This is a genomic window from Novipirellula aureliae, from assembly GCF_007860185.1.
Lineage (GTDB): Bacteria > Planctomycetota > Planctomycetia > Pirellulales > Pirellulaceae > Novipirellula_A > Novipirellula_A aureliae.
The window spans coordinates 845-15,553 of record NZ_SJPY01000006.1 but is presented as its reverse complement, the minus strand read 5'-3'; the positions used below and the strand labels follow the sequence as shown (position 1 = coordinate 15,553).

The 14,709-nt window shown below is 55.2% G+C and carries 15 protein-coding genes; 7 read left to right on the top strand and 8 right to left on the bottom strand.

Annotated elements, in window-relative coordinates:
• Positions 1–113 precede the first annotated feature (113 nt).
• From Q31b_RS17780 to Q31b_RS17745, 8 genes are all read right to left on the bottom strand, one after another.
• Entirely contained in the window at positions 114–653 is a 540-nt protein-coding gene (locus tag Q31b_RS17780) for a hypothetical protein (RefSeq protein WP_146601020.1), read from the bottom strand.
• Complete coding sequence (locus tag Q31b_RS17775) at positions 650–2,212, bottom strand: hypothetical protein (RefSeq protein WP_146601019.1); 1,563 nt, start codon at positions 2,210–2,212, stop codon at positions 650–652. The genes Q31b_RS17780 and Q31b_RS17775 overlap by 4 nt, the downstream gene beginning before the upstream one ends.
• A gap of 3 nt (positions 2,213–2,215) precedes the next feature.
• A complete protein-coding gene (locus Q31b_RS17770; RefSeq protein WP_146601018.1) occupies positions 2,216–3,064 on the bottom strand; it encodes a ParB/RepB/Spo0J family partition protein in 849 nt (282 codons plus the stop codon).
• A complete protein-coding gene (locus Q31b_RS17765) occupies positions 3,061–3,966 on the bottom strand; it encodes a ParB/RepB/Spo0J family partition protein (RefSeq protein WP_146601017.1) in 906 nt (301 codons plus the stop codon). The genes Q31b_RS17770 and Q31b_RS17765 overlap by 4 nt, the downstream gene beginning before the upstream one ends.
• 12 nt (positions 3,967–3,978) lie before the next feature.
• Positions 3,979–5,466: a recombinase family protein gene (locus tag Q31b_RS17760; protein WP_197171754.1), complete on the bottom strand. Its 1,488-nt coding sequence runs from the start codon at positions 5,464–5,466 to the stop codon at positions 3,979–3,981.
• Between the two features lie 330 nt (positions 5,467–5,796).
• Positions 5,797–6,219 (bottom strand): hypothetical protein, encoded by a 423-nt coding sequence (locus Q31b_RS17755; RefSeq protein ID WP_146601015.1) that lies wholly within the window; start codon positions 6,217–6,219, stop codon positions 5,797–5,799.
• Positions 6,216–7,751 carry a recombinase family protein gene (locus tag Q31b_RS17750; protein ID WP_146601014.1) on the bottom strand — a complete coding sequence of 512 codons (1,536 nt, stop codon included), beginning with the start codon at positions 7,749–7,751 and terminating at the stop codon, positions 6,216–6,218. Before Q31b_RS17750 ends, Q31b_RS17755 begins: the two co-directional genes overlap by 4 nt.
• Entirely contained in the window at positions 7,748–8,236 is a 489-nt protein-coding gene (locus Q31b_RS17745; RefSeq protein ID WP_146601013.1) for a DUF2924 domain-containing protein, read from the bottom strand. The genes Q31b_RS17750 and Q31b_RS17745 overlap by 4 nt, the downstream gene beginning before the upstream one ends.
• 895 nt (positions 8,237–9,131) lie before the next feature.
• Here Q31b_RS17745 and Q31b_RS17740 point away from each other — a divergent pair.
• The 7 genes from Q31b_RS17740 (at position 9,132) to Q31b_RS17710 (ending at position 14,374) form a co-directional block, all read left to right on the top strand.
• On the top strand, positions 9,132–10,382 hold the full coding sequence (locus Q31b_RS17740; protein WP_146601012.1) for a hypothetical protein: 1,251 nt from the start codon (positions 9,132–9,134) through the stop codon (positions 10,380–10,382).
• Positions 10,273–11,325 (top strand): hypothetical protein, encoded by a 1,053-nt coding sequence (locus Q31b_RS17735; protein WP_146601011.1) that lies wholly within the window; start codon positions 10,273–10,275, stop codon positions 11,323–11,325. The genes Q31b_RS17740 and Q31b_RS17735 overlap by 110 nt, the downstream gene beginning before the upstream one ends.
• 269 nt (positions 11,326–11,594) lie before the next feature.
• Positions 11,595–12,203: a hypothetical protein gene (locus tag Q31b_RS17730; RefSeq protein WP_146601010.1), complete on the top strand. Its 609-nt coding sequence runs from the start codon at positions 11,595–11,597 to the stop codon at positions 12,201–12,203.
• Between the two features lie 104 nt (positions 12,204–12,307).
• Positions 12,308–12,547 carry a hypothetical protein gene (locus Q31b_RS17725; RefSeq protein ID WP_146601009.1) on the top strand — a complete coding sequence of 80 codons (240 nt, stop codon included), beginning with the start codon at positions 12,308–12,310 and terminating at the stop codon, positions 12,545–12,547.
• A gap of 201 nt (positions 12,548–12,748) precedes the next feature.
• Positions 12,749–13,498 (top strand): ATP-binding protein, encoded by a 750-nt coding sequence (locus Q31b_RS17720; RefSeq protein ID WP_197171752.1) that lies wholly within the window; start codon positions 12,749–12,751, stop codon positions 13,496–13,498.
• A 46-nt stretch (positions 13,499–13,544) separates the two neighbouring features.
• Positions 13,545–13,991 (top strand): DUF669 domain-containing protein, encoded by a 447-nt coding sequence (locus tag Q31b_RS17715; RefSeq protein WP_146601008.1) that lies wholly within the window; start codon positions 13,545–13,547, stop codon positions 13,989–13,991.
• 2 nt (positions 13,992–13,993) lie between these two features.
• Entirely contained in the window at positions 13,994–14,374 is a 381-nt protein-coding gene (locus Q31b_RS17710; RefSeq protein WP_146601007.1) for a RusA family crossover junction endodeoxyribonuclease, read from the top strand.
• Positions 14,375–14,709 lie beyond the last annotated feature (335 nt).

The following is a 14,709-nucleotide window of genomic DNA, read 5'->3' as shown; positions in this document are numbered from 1 at the left end:
ACGGTAGAGTCTGGATAATCGAAAAATGCTCGCCACATAGTACAGATTACCGGACGTTGAAGGATCATGTGATCGTTGCAGTCGGCACGATCGTTGCATTCCGACTCTGCTGGTTACTCGATTTTGGCCATCGCGAGGGCTGCTTTCCAACTGCCGAACGTCCGCCGGATCGCCATCGCTTTGTCTCGGTTTTCGAGGCAGACTTCGGTGTAAATCAATGACTCGCCGGCGGCTTGGCGTTGTTGGAGCCAGAGGATCATGGTCTCGCGGTCAAAATTCTCGGGGCGGCGGCGGGAGACGTTGGCGAGACTGATGCCGGCGGCCGTCAGGGCGGCTCGCCAACTTCCGTGGTGGCGGAGCGCGGCTTCGTAGAGCGGGCGGTCGCGGCTCCGGTTTACCAAGGCCCCGAGGTCGTAGCCTGTCGTACACAAACGGCGGAGTTGTTGTGCGGTCCGCTCGGCCCCTAGATCGCGACTGCGGCCAACGTCGCGGGCACGGACTCCAGAGTATTCCAGCGCTGTCTCCCACGAACCGAAATCTTCGATCGCGGCGGCGTGCAAGAGTTCTTCGTCGCGGCGGACTTCGTCTTCGAGCAAACTGTCTCCAGCCAAGTCACGCTCGACGATCTTACGGATGATGGCTTCACGAATCATGACGCCACCTTCTTTCGCCCGAACTGAACGACACCAGCAGCAGCCAGTCCCTTTCGCCAAGTTCCGAAATGCCGGATGGTCAACATCGCAAGGTTGCGAACATCCGGGTGCCCACTGCTGAGTGATTCGCCGGCCTCGCGGCGTCGCCGGATCATGTCAAGGATTTCAGCCTTGGTGTAGAAACGTCGTTCCGGCTCGAGGTCGGCTGCGATGACGGCTTTGTTCCACGTACCGAAGTGTGTTCGGGCAGCGTGAAAGAGCGCGCCGTACTTACGACTGACCTCGGCCAGTCGATGCCCCGAATCATGCCAAGCTTGAATCTCCGCGATCACTCGTTGCTGGTTCCACCGGCGAAGCTGTGGTTTGAACATGACTTTGTCAATCAATCCGGCAGCTTCCACTGCGGCAGGCCAAGATCCGAAGTGTCTGTAAGCGGCACTCGCTAGTTTTTCGTCACCGAAGCCGATTTTGTCCGAAGCATCGCCGGCTATAAAACGATCTTGGATGGCCGCGACGACGCGCTCCTTGGTCCAGCGTTTGGCTGGCGACTCGATCCCGGTGGCTTCAAACGCAGCTTCATGGCTGCCGAAGAATCGGCAGGCAGCGGATGACAATGCTTGGTCGGAGGTACCGAGATCCGTGTCGTCGGGGCGCTCAGCCCATGCGCGTAGTCGTTCAATGATGCGTTGCTTACTCCAGCGTTCGGCTTTGATTGGTTCAAAGCCGGCAACTCGCATCGCGTTTCGCCAACCTCCGAAATGCCGGCATGCTCCGCGAAACAGCGACTTGTCTTCACGCCACGCTTTGCGAAGCTCAAACCCATCGGCATGACGCTGTCGCATCGCCGCGATCACCGAACGCTTGTCCCACCGTTGACGACGCTTCGCCTTGAACCCTGCCGCATCTACGGCATCGGACCATCGTCCGAAATGGTGACGAGCCGACCGTTGGAGCAATGTGTTGTCAACGGCAAGCTTTGGCAGCGAACCGCCGTCGGCAACATGCTTCTGCATCGCATCAATCACTTCTTCGGCGGACAACACGATCTTGCCGGGGATCGGATGCCCAGCCGCGGCACGGGCTTTCGTCCAGGTACCGAATAGGCGTTTGCCGGCTGCGTATAACGCTGGATCTTCGCGAGCGGTCGCCCGCAACGAATGGCCTTGGTTGTGACGCCGCCCAATTTCTTCGATTGCTTTGTCTCGATCCCACTCCCGGTGCGGCGGGGTACTGGTCAAACACGGCACGCCAGCGGCTTTGCAGGCCGCTCGCATCGTCCCAAAATATCGCGTCGCTGCGCTGACCAGAAGTGGATCCACATCCAGCCCCTGTCCGCGAGTCAGCCTTAATCGATCGATGACGAGTTTTCGCGACCACTGCGTGCGGGCTGACACGATGCCGGCCGCTGCCAGTGCTTTTCTCCACGAACCGAACAGGGATGTCGCACGCGAAGTCATCGCTGGGTCTTGCCGCCAAAGCATCTTTACCTGGACGCCGTCGGCACGCCACTGCTTCAATCGTTCAACGACAATTTCTTTTGTCCATTTGCGCTGCTTCATCGTTCAACCCTCCGTGTTTTCAAGGATTTGTTCAAAGATCGTCGTCAGCTCCGCGTGGTGTTCGGTCAAGTACGCTTTCACTTCAGCGTTGCCCAGCAACTGCCGAACGTAGATCACCGTCTTCAGCAGGTTCGTCGTGTACTGCCGGTACAACCCCGAATAGAAATCCTGTTGTTGTTCGGCTTCTTGCAGCTTCTTGAGCAACTGACTCTTCTTCTCGTCCGCTTCCGTCCAAGGTGACTTCTTGCCATTCGCCTTGGTGCGTTTCGCCACCGGCGTCTTGAGCACCAACCCGCGGGCGAACGTCGTCGAGTAGTCGTTGCACGATTGCATCAGCTTCAGAATTTCGAGTTGGCGATCCTGTTTGACGTTCGTCAGTTCCTTCGCCGTTAGCAGATTGATCTTGTTCGCGTTGAACGCTTTGACCAAGTCGGGATGCAGTTTTGTCAGCAGGCCTTTGTTCAAACGGTGCCCGATGCCTTGCATTCCGAGCGCCGTCGCGATCGTCTTCTCGTCGAGTTCCTCCAGCGATTTCCGAAGCATTCGCATTTCCTGCGACGCACTCAGCTGATTCACCATACGGTTGCTTGTAAAGCCATCTCGCTGGTCATGGATCAAGCACGGAACCGTTTCGACACCGTGTTCGAGCAAGATCCGATACCGCAAGCAACCATCGAGGATTTCGTACGTGTCGCCGAGCGGGAACACGATCAGCGGTTCGATCAGTCCAACGGCTCGCAAGCTAGCCTCGATGCGCTGCGAGTATTTCTTGGCCACCTTGCGTTCGTTCCGCGGCACGAGTTTGACAATCGAAATGTCCTGGGCCCGAGGGGCACCGTTGCCGGAAGTCATGATTGGCCTCCTTCGTTGACGATCGGTTCAAACTGAAAATCGCCCGACAACACCGGTTGCTTGTCAAGCTTCGCAGCTCGCACGATCGCTACGAATGCCTCGTCCTTGAACAGCGTGTTGATGCCAGACAACAGCGTCATGAAACGATTTTCTTTTGATTTCGCTTCGCGGACATATGATGTTTTGACCTTCGTCGTTTCGGCGATATCGCTGACCAGTTGGTTGACGGTGTAAGTCTTATCGACCGTCGCCCGTTTGGTGTGTTTGGCTCGTGCCGAGATGATCCGCCTTGCCTGACCAAAGTTGTTGGTCGTCACGATGCCGTGATCGAATGCGTCCATCAGGATGTTCTGCATCTGCGAATCTTCCGTCGCAGAAACCTGGATCGCGAACTTGATCGGAAACACGCCCGTCTCGACACCGTGGATCAGTCGTTCTTCACCCTGTTCAACCAAACGGATGTAGTTGCGAATGTAGTCCTCGGTCTTGCAGGCAACTTTCGCGATGCGTTTGAAGTCCCAACCTTCATCGTGAAGCCGTTTGAGTTCCCGTGCGAAGTCCATGCTGCCCGGTTTTGTTCGAGCGATGTTCTCGATCAGTGATTGGAGCAAGGCGTCCTTCCGCGTGCAAGTCACGACCTCGGCCAGAACATGTGTTTTGCCGAGTTGTTTGTGAGCCAGAAGTCGGCCTTCGCCGCAGATCAACTCATACTTTCCATTCGGTTCAAGAAATTTGTCGTTGACGCGAATCGGTTTCATCAATCCGACACCTTCGATACTCTCGACGTTCATGTCGAATTGTTCTTGATCGCGGTTGCGGGAGTTGATGACTTTCACCTTGTCGATCGGCACGTCTTCGTACCGCCGCTCGGCGATGGGGCAGATGTTGTTGAGTGGTTCCATAATGGGTCTCCGTTAAAGTAGGTTTTGAAGGAACTGAAGATCCGTCCGGCCGAACAATTCGGTGCGGACCGATGAACTGGTATAGCGAATCGGTTTTGAATCCGATCCGAACCGCGGCAGAGCAATGAATCCGAGGATCTTGAAGTCGGCCGGCTCGGAAAGAAGTACACCAAGCGTCATGTCGATGACCGATCGTGGATCGCGTCGGATGGGCCAGTACGATTCGTAACCGTGCGGCATCGGCACGGCCGGTTGAATCGAGACCGTCAACTTCTTGTCGAGCACCAAGAAGTCGGAATAGGTCGTCGTCTCGGGAATGTGGCCGCGGATCTGTTCGTGAACGTTATCGCGAGCCTTGCCGCGTTCTCCGTCGAACAGGTTCTGAAAGGCTTGGTCGATCGACCCGAATTGCCGAGCGTACGAACAAGCCGACGGAAACTCTTCATCGAGCCGCATCAACCCCGGCCGCACCATGCCGCGTGAACGATAGAGCTCGTCAAGCATCCTCAGCATGTAATCGGGGTCGTATCGCTGTTTGCGCTTCCGAAGGATCTCTTGTGCCCGCACAAACAGATCAAACTCAATGATGCCGGAAAACGCGTCCGTTGTCCGAACCCATTCTTCAACGGGGTTCGGCACGGTGGGCGTCTTCAACTTGCCGGACGTTCGGTTATAGACCATCGTTCCGGCATACTTTTCGTTGCGGAGCCGAGCGATCACGCCACCCGCGCCCCAACGCCCGTTGCTCGGCGACGGAATCCCATCGTCGTTAAGGCCCTCGGCGATCTTGTATTCCGAGTAGCCACGCTCTACAAACTCGTCATAGATCCGGCGAATGACTGCGACTTGCTCCGGCGGCCCTTCGGTCAGTGTCACCCTCTGGTTTTGGATGCCCTTGTGCTGGCCAGCTTCCAGAACATGTAGCGGTTCACGTTTCTCGTCAAGCAACAACCGCGACAATCCGTATGGCGGTTTGCCACCGGCCAAGTAACCTTGTTCGGCAATCTTCACGCAGCCTCGCCAAACCTTGTCGCTCAATTCGCGACTGTATTGAGCCGCCCGGAACCGCTCGAACTGAACGTAGACCGGATAGAGAGGATCGTTTTCTTTCGGTTTGCCGATCGTCGTATAGATGACCTGTTTGCCGTTCTTCTTACAGATCGCCGAGAACTGTGCCGACAAATCAATGTCTTGGAAGCGTCCCCATCGGCTGACGTCCAAGCACAACACGTACTCAAAATCATTCCGCTTTGAGATCCATTCCTCCATCATCTCCGTGAACGCCGGCCGGCCCTCGGAGTTGAGTCCCGATCGTCCTGCATCACAGAACTCACGGATGATTTCGACGCCGTGTTCCGACGCCCACGCTCGAACCTGATCCTGTTGAATCGGTATCGAGTTCTCTTGCCGGTCCTGAGCCGAGTGCCGGTAATACGCCACCGCCCGTACCAGAGGCGGAGCGTCCGCATCCGGGATTTCAATTTCCCACCAATGATTCACGTGGAAACCTCTCTCGTATAAAGTCATCGTCGTGACCGCGAACCCAACGTTCGTGGTACCGACAAGACAGTTACGAGAAGCACCCCGCATACCTCAAGCGGCTAAGTCACACCTGTCGCCAAGATTTCCGAGACTTTGTCACACTCGCCCTCTCTACGCGAGACTACCCTCGCTCCTTTTTTGGGAGTTCGCAGATACAGCACAATCAGCGGGAAAGTTCAGTATTTAGTGAACCATGTTCACACGAAAGCGTCCGATACAACCTTCAATCTCAGAGACGGGTTGATCGCCAAATTGGCGCCACATAGAGTTGACAGCGGGACGCTCAATCTACGCCGGATCGTTACGACCAATGCGGTCCATCACTTTGTCGAATAGCTTTCTTTGCTTGTCCCAGTTCGGTTCGGCGGCGATGTGGCGGACGTGGCGTTCGGTGAGCGGGGCTCGGCCTTTTGAATACGCTGCCAGGTGAAGGATCTGCTCTTGGATGTCGGGAGCGAGGGTGGTGAGGTTGAGGATCTGGGTGAGGCGGGCGCGAGTGACTTGGCCGGCGCGGGCGAGGTCGGCTTGGGACGCGAATCGGCCGGACAATAGCACTCGGTCGAAGTGGATCGCTAACGCCATAATGCGAGTTAGTCGCGGCAGTCGGCCAAGTGTGGGGCGTGGTGGGGCGACGCCGGGTCGGATGCGTCGTTCTCCGTGCTCGGCTCGGGAAACGTGGAAAGTTCGTTGAACAGACGGGATAGTTTTCATTGGGCGGTCTCCAAAAGGTTGAAGTCTGGACAGAGTGTCTTGATTCCAGTCGTTTGAAAGAGGATGTCGATCGTACCCGCCGCTGCGTCGAAGTTCACCGTTTGGATGATAAGCTCGATCAGTCGGCACCGTTCTTTCCTTGACATTGCATCCCACATTTCGTCGAACTGATGTAACGCATCGCGGATTTCGACATAACTGATCGTTTCGTCGCGATGCTGGTCAACCAAAAGTTTCAGCGAGTTGTATCGCTGTTCGTTGTCGGTGATTCGCTCCTGTACGGCGGCAATGTGGTCGACCGATGCTTTGTTGGTGGCGAAGTGGTTCAGTTCTTTGTAGTCGTTGCGGATGCGTTCTTGCAACAAATTCATTTCATTATGTTGGTCTGTGACTTTTTCCCTTGATTGCTCGTGTGCACGGTCGTAAATATCACGAATGAGTTCATCGTCAGCGGCGATCGTCCGCAGTTCCCTGACAACGAAGTCCTCGATTTGTCCGGCAGGAATTGACGGTGAATCGCAGGCTTCGTATCCTTGTTTGTCGGCTTTGCTGCAGACGTAATAGCGATAGCGTTTGGGGCCGCGGCCGGTGGATGTGTGCAACATGATACGGTTGCATCCTACGCAGCGAAGGATACCTCGGAGCATGCCGTCAAATTTGGTGCTTGCTTGCATCATGCTGGTGGTGCCATTGCGTTTGAGCGAACGAGCGACTCGGTCGAAAGTTTCGGTGTCAACGATCGCCTGGTGTTGGCCCTCGTGAACTTCATCTTTGTAGGTCAGCTTACCGAGATAGGTGACGTTGGTCAGAAGTTGGTGGATGCGGTTCTTGTTGAACTCAACGCCGCCCCGGATGTTGCCTTTCTTCGTTGTCCATTGTTTGGTTCGCCAACCTCTTTCGTTCGCTTCTTTGGCGGTGTCGATCAAGGAACGTGTTTGCAAGTAGATGTCAAATAACTGGCGAATCCGTTCGGCCTCGTGCGGCATGACGATCAGTTTGGTGTCTTCGACGGTGTAGCCGAGGATTGGGATGCCTCCGCACCATTTGCCTTTGCGCCGAGTCGCGGCGATCTTGTCGCGGGTTCGCTCGGAGATCATTTCTCGTTCAAATTGGGCGAAGGACAACAGCACATTCAAGATCAGTCGGCCCATCGAACTGGCCGTGTTGAACTGCTGTGTAACCGATACGAAGGCAACTTCGTATTTGTCAAACGTCTCCATCAAGCGTGAGAAGTCCATCAATGAACGGCTGAGGCGATCTACCTTATAGACGACAACACAGTCGATCTTGCCGGCTTCGATATCTTCCATCAGTCGTTTCATCGCCGGCCGCTCGAGGTTCCCGCCGGAAAAGCCGCCGTCGTCGTATCGCGTTTCGATACATTCCCAGCCTTCGTGCCTTTGGCTGGCAATGAATGCTTCACCGGCTTCACGCTGGGCATCCAGGCTGTTGAATTCTTGTTCGAGTCCTATATCGGTTGACTTCCGGGTGTAAATGGCGCAGCGGACAATCTTGAGTCGTTCGCGTTTCATCGGGCGGCCTTTGGTTTGGTGAGGTTGAAGAAACGAAAGCCGTTCCAATGCTGGCCGGTGATTTCCGTCGCGATGGCTGAAAGCGTTTTGTAGGTTTGGCCTTCGTATTCAAAGCCCAGTTGAAGAACAGTAACGACGTACTCCTGGCCCTTGTAGGCGCGAACGATATAGTCACCGACCGGCGGAAGGCGGGCGTCGTGTGGGCCTGATATTAAGGTCGCTTTTGGTTTGGGCTTCCTCGCCGATTCTTTGGGCGCGGACACTCGCAAGTCGGCTTCATTGGCAAGCTGCGATGCCCTCTCGATGGCTCGGTTGGTGAGGCCGCCGAATTGGTTGGCTTGGATTCGCCAAGCGATTCGTTTTTGCAACCAGGCTTTGTTTCTTCCGGTGGTCGCTTCGCCGAACACTTCGACGTACTTGATTTGCAGTTCGCCGACGCTCATGCGTTTCAAATCGGCAAGCTCTCTGGTGATCGTGCTACTCATGGTTTCTCCGAGACAGGTTGGAAAGGTAGTGGCCGGGTGCGTTCACCGCGGCCGTGTCACAGAGAGCCCTGAGTTTCGGGAGAGTTCAAGCGAAAATTATCCGAGTCTTGCGAGAGTTCTTCGGATTTGCCGCGGATCGGGTGAGTTTGCCGCGATCGGACGATGGCTCGGGCAAGGATGCAGACGATTTCACGACGACGATTTCGCAGTTCGTGTTCTGGGGTTTCGCTGGGTTGGGTTCGCACGTACGGATTCCGAAACGAGAAAAGGAGCTAGGCGGTTAACGCACCGCCTCTACCCCTTGAGCTACTCTGGCATCGTGCGAACTGGCGAACCGAAATTTTTGATTCGGCTGTTTTGACGTGGTCCAAATGTGTCCAGCTGGCAATGAATTTTGTTTGCAAGCATTTTTTCTGACCCGCGTGACCAGACTTGTCACGTCGACTTGGATAATGCTTGAACATTCATTTTTCGAACTCGCTTCCAAGAAGGGAAACGTCGTGAAAGTCATTGATTCAGACATCTACGAACAACCGTTGATTCCAAAGAACAGGCCACTTACGCACCAACCCGCTGCGAGCACGCCGCCAGATTCGGCCGGCTCGGGGCATCTACCCGCACCTTCACAAACCTGAGAGCTTTTTTGCGACCCGAGTGACCAGTCTTGTCACTCCGGCCCGCAATGATAGCAAACGCAGGCGGGAATCGGGCCGGTCGTCAGGAGACGCTCAGGAATTAGGCCACGGATGAGCGGCAGGACGCCCGCGATGGACGCAGCGATGGTGGAACCATCGCCGGCCCGATCCCGCACTTTTTCAGTGTTTGGACCGCTGAATCGAACAACTTTCACACGGATGCAAATGAAACCGACAATCTTTGAATTGCAAAATCTCTCATGTCTGACCTCTATCTGCGATTGACCCATCACAACATCTTCAACAGTGTGTCTCACGAACGACTCCATGAATTCCTCGCCCCCTTCGCCGACTACCTGGAAATCCGTGACGTAAAACTTCCACAAGGTGCAATCGACGAAAAATGTCGCGACTCGGTACGATTGATTCTCCGACAACCCGACGATGACACACCGCGTGCGTTGTTGCAGTCGGCTCATTTCGTCAACGATCTTTGTACCGAATATTGCATGGAGAAGTTGCTCGATCGCATCGAGGGTTTGGCGGCAGAGTTCCATGACGAGGAAAATTCGACGATTGCGGATGTTGCCGTCGAGGCTTACTTGCGTCACCATGACGATGCAGAAGAGATCCTCCGATGGGAGCGTGTGCAAACGCGAAAGTCGTTTCAGTACTTTCAGGCCAAGACGAGCGAACCCCCGGAGCTGTTGCTGCCGCTTGAACCACGGCGACTGGCGTTTCAAAGACTCGTGTCGCAGTACCACATTGAAAAGCGATGCGGCCCATTTGTTGACGTAACGATGGAAGAAACCGATACGATGTTGCGACTTTTGGTCAGCCATGGATCGCCGCTCAAAGCGATCAAGCTGGTTGAGAATGGACAGCCAGTCGATCGACATAGCCGGCCACGTGGCGAAGCGATGTTGGAATTGAACAAACTGGCTGGCGAATTGAAGATCAACGCAGCGACTCTGACTCGTCGGCAAATGTACCGTGCGGCGTTCGGCGAGTGCTTTTTTGACGACGAGGAGATGTTCCCCGACGGCGACATCTGGACCGCAGATCCACTTGTAATCGACGGCCGGGATGCGTTATCTGTCGCGGACATTGATGAGTTGCTCGACGCATCGCTGGTCAGCGTGAAGATCGCATTGTCAGGTGGCATTCCCGAGTACATCCGAACGGATCGCGAGGCACTGATTGATGTGCTTGAAGAACGCATCGCGGCGTTCAGCATGTACGACGAAGAGGTGCGTATAGTGGAAGCCAGGATTTCGTTGCGGTTCGCGGACTCGCGTCGAATTCGTTCATGTACGATCAAGCCGCCCAACTTTGCGGCCTTCGGTCGAGACGGAGATGCCGATGTGATCGAAGATTTCTTGCGAAAACGAGGGTTCAGCAATGGTCACCAAATCAAACCGTTCGCGTTACCGGGAGCCGGTTTGGAAAGCGGTTCGCTCAGTTCGTCAATCGGAAACGTCTCGGGCACATTGGCGGAACCTACTGCGTGATCGGTTCGCGAGCGTCCTGCCATGGTTGCGGCCAACGGATCAATACGCGACTCATATCCCGAAACTCGGGTCCGACTATGTTTGGCACAGAGTCGTCGAGGATTCGCCGCACGTTTACATCGCCATCGACGAGGACCAGGGTCGTCGCGTTGAAGTGCAGACGTGTGAGATGGCGATTTATCGGTTTGACTTCGGCCGGCTAACCGAATGTCTGGCTGCGCACTTCGGTTTTGACGTTCGTTTTGAACGGATGCACAACGATCCGGCCTGCCAGATTGGGGTCGACTCACCGCTCGCCGGCGTTTCGTTTCCGGTGTTCTTGCAATGCTACCGTATCAGTGATGCGGTGTTGTTTGCGACCGATCGCAGTGATGGACCGTTCATTCTCATTCAGTGGGGCGATGAACCAATCGACGATCGGACTCAACGGCGGCTTGAGCGTCATAACGGGTTGCTGTTGACGCTCGATCAGTTTGCGTCGCTCGATAAACGTGGTGAACTTGTTTTTGCGGATTCCGCGACAAGCCAACTGAACGCGTTTCGCGAAAAACACCTGCCCAACACCGATGCAGCGAATCCCAACATCGGGTTTGCCACTCCAGCTGGTTGCATCTGGTCTGATGTATCGATTCGGTTTGTCGACCAACACTCGGTCCGCATCTCGGTTCACGACCAGACGGGCATCTATCTCTATTCTCAAATGGGGTTGGTCGACGCTCGGAATCGACAGCCAACGAAGCAGTGGGAACTGTTGGCAAACTTTGCCAAGGGATATGGGCTGATGACTTGGAACTCACCGGCGGCCTGTCGCAAGAACAAGAAGCGTCGCGAGGTATTGTCTGCCACCTTGCGTGCTTTCTTTCGCATCGCCGGTGATCCAATCGAACTGACGGAGGACAAAAAGGGTTGGCGATGTGTGTTTCGCATCGAGCCAGAAAGCTAACGCTTGGCACTTTTCGCGGATGCCAAATCTGCAAACTCGAAAAAGATTGAATTCACTTGAAGCCGCAAATCGTTGGGTTTGCGGCTTTTTCCATGGGAAACATCTCTGAAAATTCCGGCCGGGTGGGACTTTTCGCCAGTGGCGTTTGACAGGCCATGAACGCTTCTGACAAATCTTTTGCCGAAGCAAGCCATGCCGCTTCCAGCCCCCACCGGGACGGTCTGTTGCTTTGGACGTGGCATCGGTTTTCCGGCCAAGGACTGGCAACCATGCCCCATTCTTCGGACGAACATCCAAACACCTCACACGACATCATCGCTGACAAGTTCGCTCGCGGCATCATCCACCGCAAGACGCAGCAGATCATCATGCGTCCCGGATTGAGCAAACAGGATGCACCCACGATCGAACAGACGATTCTCGCCCATTTGATCGAGGCGATGCAATCGTTTAATCCCGAGATCGCTCACCGCAATGTGTTCGTCACGACCGTTGTCGAGCGTTTCGTGACGAGCTACCTCAAGAAGCGATTGACCCAGAAAGCCGGCTCCGGGTACGTCCAATCACTCAATGTCGAGGTCTTTGTGCCCGGCGAGTTGCCGACGGAGTTGCAATACACACTCGATGAATCCGTCAAAAACGCTCGTCTGCAAATCGAGCGTCGGTCGGACGACGAACTGCGTGAACTGGCCGAGGACATGGCGGCAATGATCGCGACGTTGCCCGAGCCATGGCAACGGATGCTGGAACTTCGAAAATCGAATCCGATGGTTCGAGTTTCCGAATTGATGGGCGTACCGCGATCGACGCTCAACGGATGGCTTCGGCAGGTAGCGGAAAAGTTCGAGGAAGCGGGCCTTCGCGACTACCTTGCCTGAAAAGTTTGCTATTTGCTCCGTCAGTCCCATCGCTGGTGGAGTAGTTCAAGGGGTAGACGAGCATGTCTCACCAACCAACTTAATCCACCAACCAAAGGAACACTATGTCCACCATTGCCCTTGATATCGAACGCCGCGTGGCACTTTCTTTGGCCGTCGGATGCTATCTGCGATCTGCTGAGCGATTCAACGACGCGTCGAAAGAATTCACATCGTGTTGCAAATCGCTTCGTAAGCAACTCGGTGGCGACCAGCGTTTTGTTGTCCAAGTGGACTTCAAACACTACCTCGTTACGAGTGACCGCGACGGCAACTTCGATGTCGAACCGATCCCGTCGCTGTGACCGATCCCAGGCAAACTCGTTGCTGGCGATGCGGGAGCCCCATGATCTCGATCCGAAAGGATTTTCCGACTTGCGATGAATGCGTCACCAAGTCGCTTTACCCCAACCATTGCAACGGGACACGTCGCAATGGGGCCAGTATTCACTGCGACACCGCTGAAAGACACCGAATCAATAACACCTACCACGGAGAAAACTACCATGCTTGAAACCATCCAGTCCGGCAAACAATCTAAACCACCGCGTGTCCTACTTTACGGGGTCGAAGGCATCGGGAAATCGACCTTCGGCAGCGAAGCCCCTAAGCCAATCTTCATTCAAACCGAAGATGGCCTCGACGAGATCGACTGCGATCGATTCCCATTGGCGACAAAGTTCGATGAAGTCATCGCAGTACTGAAAACGCTCGTCAATGAGAAGCATGATTACGAATCGGTTGTGATCGACTCGCTCGATTGGCTCGAACGTCTTGTCTGGGACAAGTTGTGCCATCAATACGGGGTCGAGTCAATCGAAAAGGTCGACGGAGGCTACGCCCGCGGCTACATGCACGCGTTGTCGCTATGGCGTGAAGTACTCGACCTGCTCGGCGTGTTGCGTTCGCGTGGCATGGTGATCGTGTTGATCGCTCACTCCAAAGTCGAGCGATTTGAGGATCCGGAAAGCTCGCCCTACGACCGCTATTCGCCGCGACTCCACAAACACGCTGCGGCCCTCGTGAAAGAGTGGTGCGACGCTGTTTTGTTCGCCACTCGCAAGATGCGAACGCAGAGCGAAGATGGAGGCTTTAACCGCAAACGAACCATCGCTCATGCCATCGGCAAAGACGGCGGCGAACGTGTCATTCGTGCCTACGGCTCACCGACCTGCGTGGCGAAGAACCGCTACGGAATCGCCGAAGAACTGCCGCTTTCGTGGTCGGCGTTCATCAACGCCATGTCAACCAACTGAACTATCCAACTCCTTTCTATCCCGTTTCAAACCCAAGGAAAATGCAATGGCTACACTCAACTTTGATGCCAACCAAGTCGAACCCACCAACTCGCTCGAACCGATTCCCGCCGGCAAGTACGTTGCCGTGATCACGGACAGCGAGATGAAGCCGACGAAGGCGGGCACCGGACAATACTTGCAACTCACGTTCGAGATCATCGATGGTGAGTTCAAGGGCCGTTTGTTGTGGGTTCGTTTGAACCTCGACAACCCGAACGAAACCGCCGTGCAAATCGCTCAAGCGGAATTGTCAGCGATCTGCCGTGCCGCCGGTGTAATGATTGCCAAGGACAGTCAAGAACTGCATTCGTTGCCGATGGTGATCAGCGTTCGGCTAAAACGTCGCATCGACACCGGCGATATGCAGAACGAAATCCGTGGCTATTCTGCAACGGCAACCGCTCCAGTCGCTGATTCGGCGCCAGCGTCGACCGCGCCGTGGAAACGCTGAGCGTGTTGCTCGTCGAAGTGCCCCACCCTCCCAGTATCAATCATTACTGGCGGCGGGTGGGGCCGCGGACGTTGATCAGCAAAGGTGGTCGCGAATTTCGTCGTGACGTTTGCCGTTTGCTTCGTGACATGGAGGTCCGCCCCATCACCGGCCCGCTGTCGGTCGATGTGTTGATTCACCCGCCCGATCGTCGCCGACGTGACATCGACAACGTGCTCAAAGCACTGCTCGATGCACTCCAGCACGGCGGTGCGTACGAAGACGATAACCAAATCGTCGATCTCTCCATCCACAAACGCTGTCCGATTAAGGGCGGCAAAGCAATCGTCCGAATTGAGGAAACCGATGGTCGCCTTTGCCCACAACTATCGCCCCGCAAATAGGGTGTGTCTGAAGTGTGACAAGAAATTCGACAGCCAAGGACCAGGCAATCGTATCTGTCGGAAATGTCACAAATTGAACGCTCGCTACGCGGGGAACTGCGAAGCATGGCTGCAATCGCAACGCGGCGTGAAGCGACACAACGGTGAGGTCATCATATGTGGATGTTGAATCATGCCGTGTTCACGAAAGGCCATCGCCTAATCAATACGGTCTTGCCATGTCGTCTCATCCCGTCGTCCGTGAAGGATTGCGATCACGAAGAGCGAATCGTCGCGAACAATAAAACTGACAACGTAAGGGAATCGTTTCAAACCGATTTGCCGAACGTCGCGAT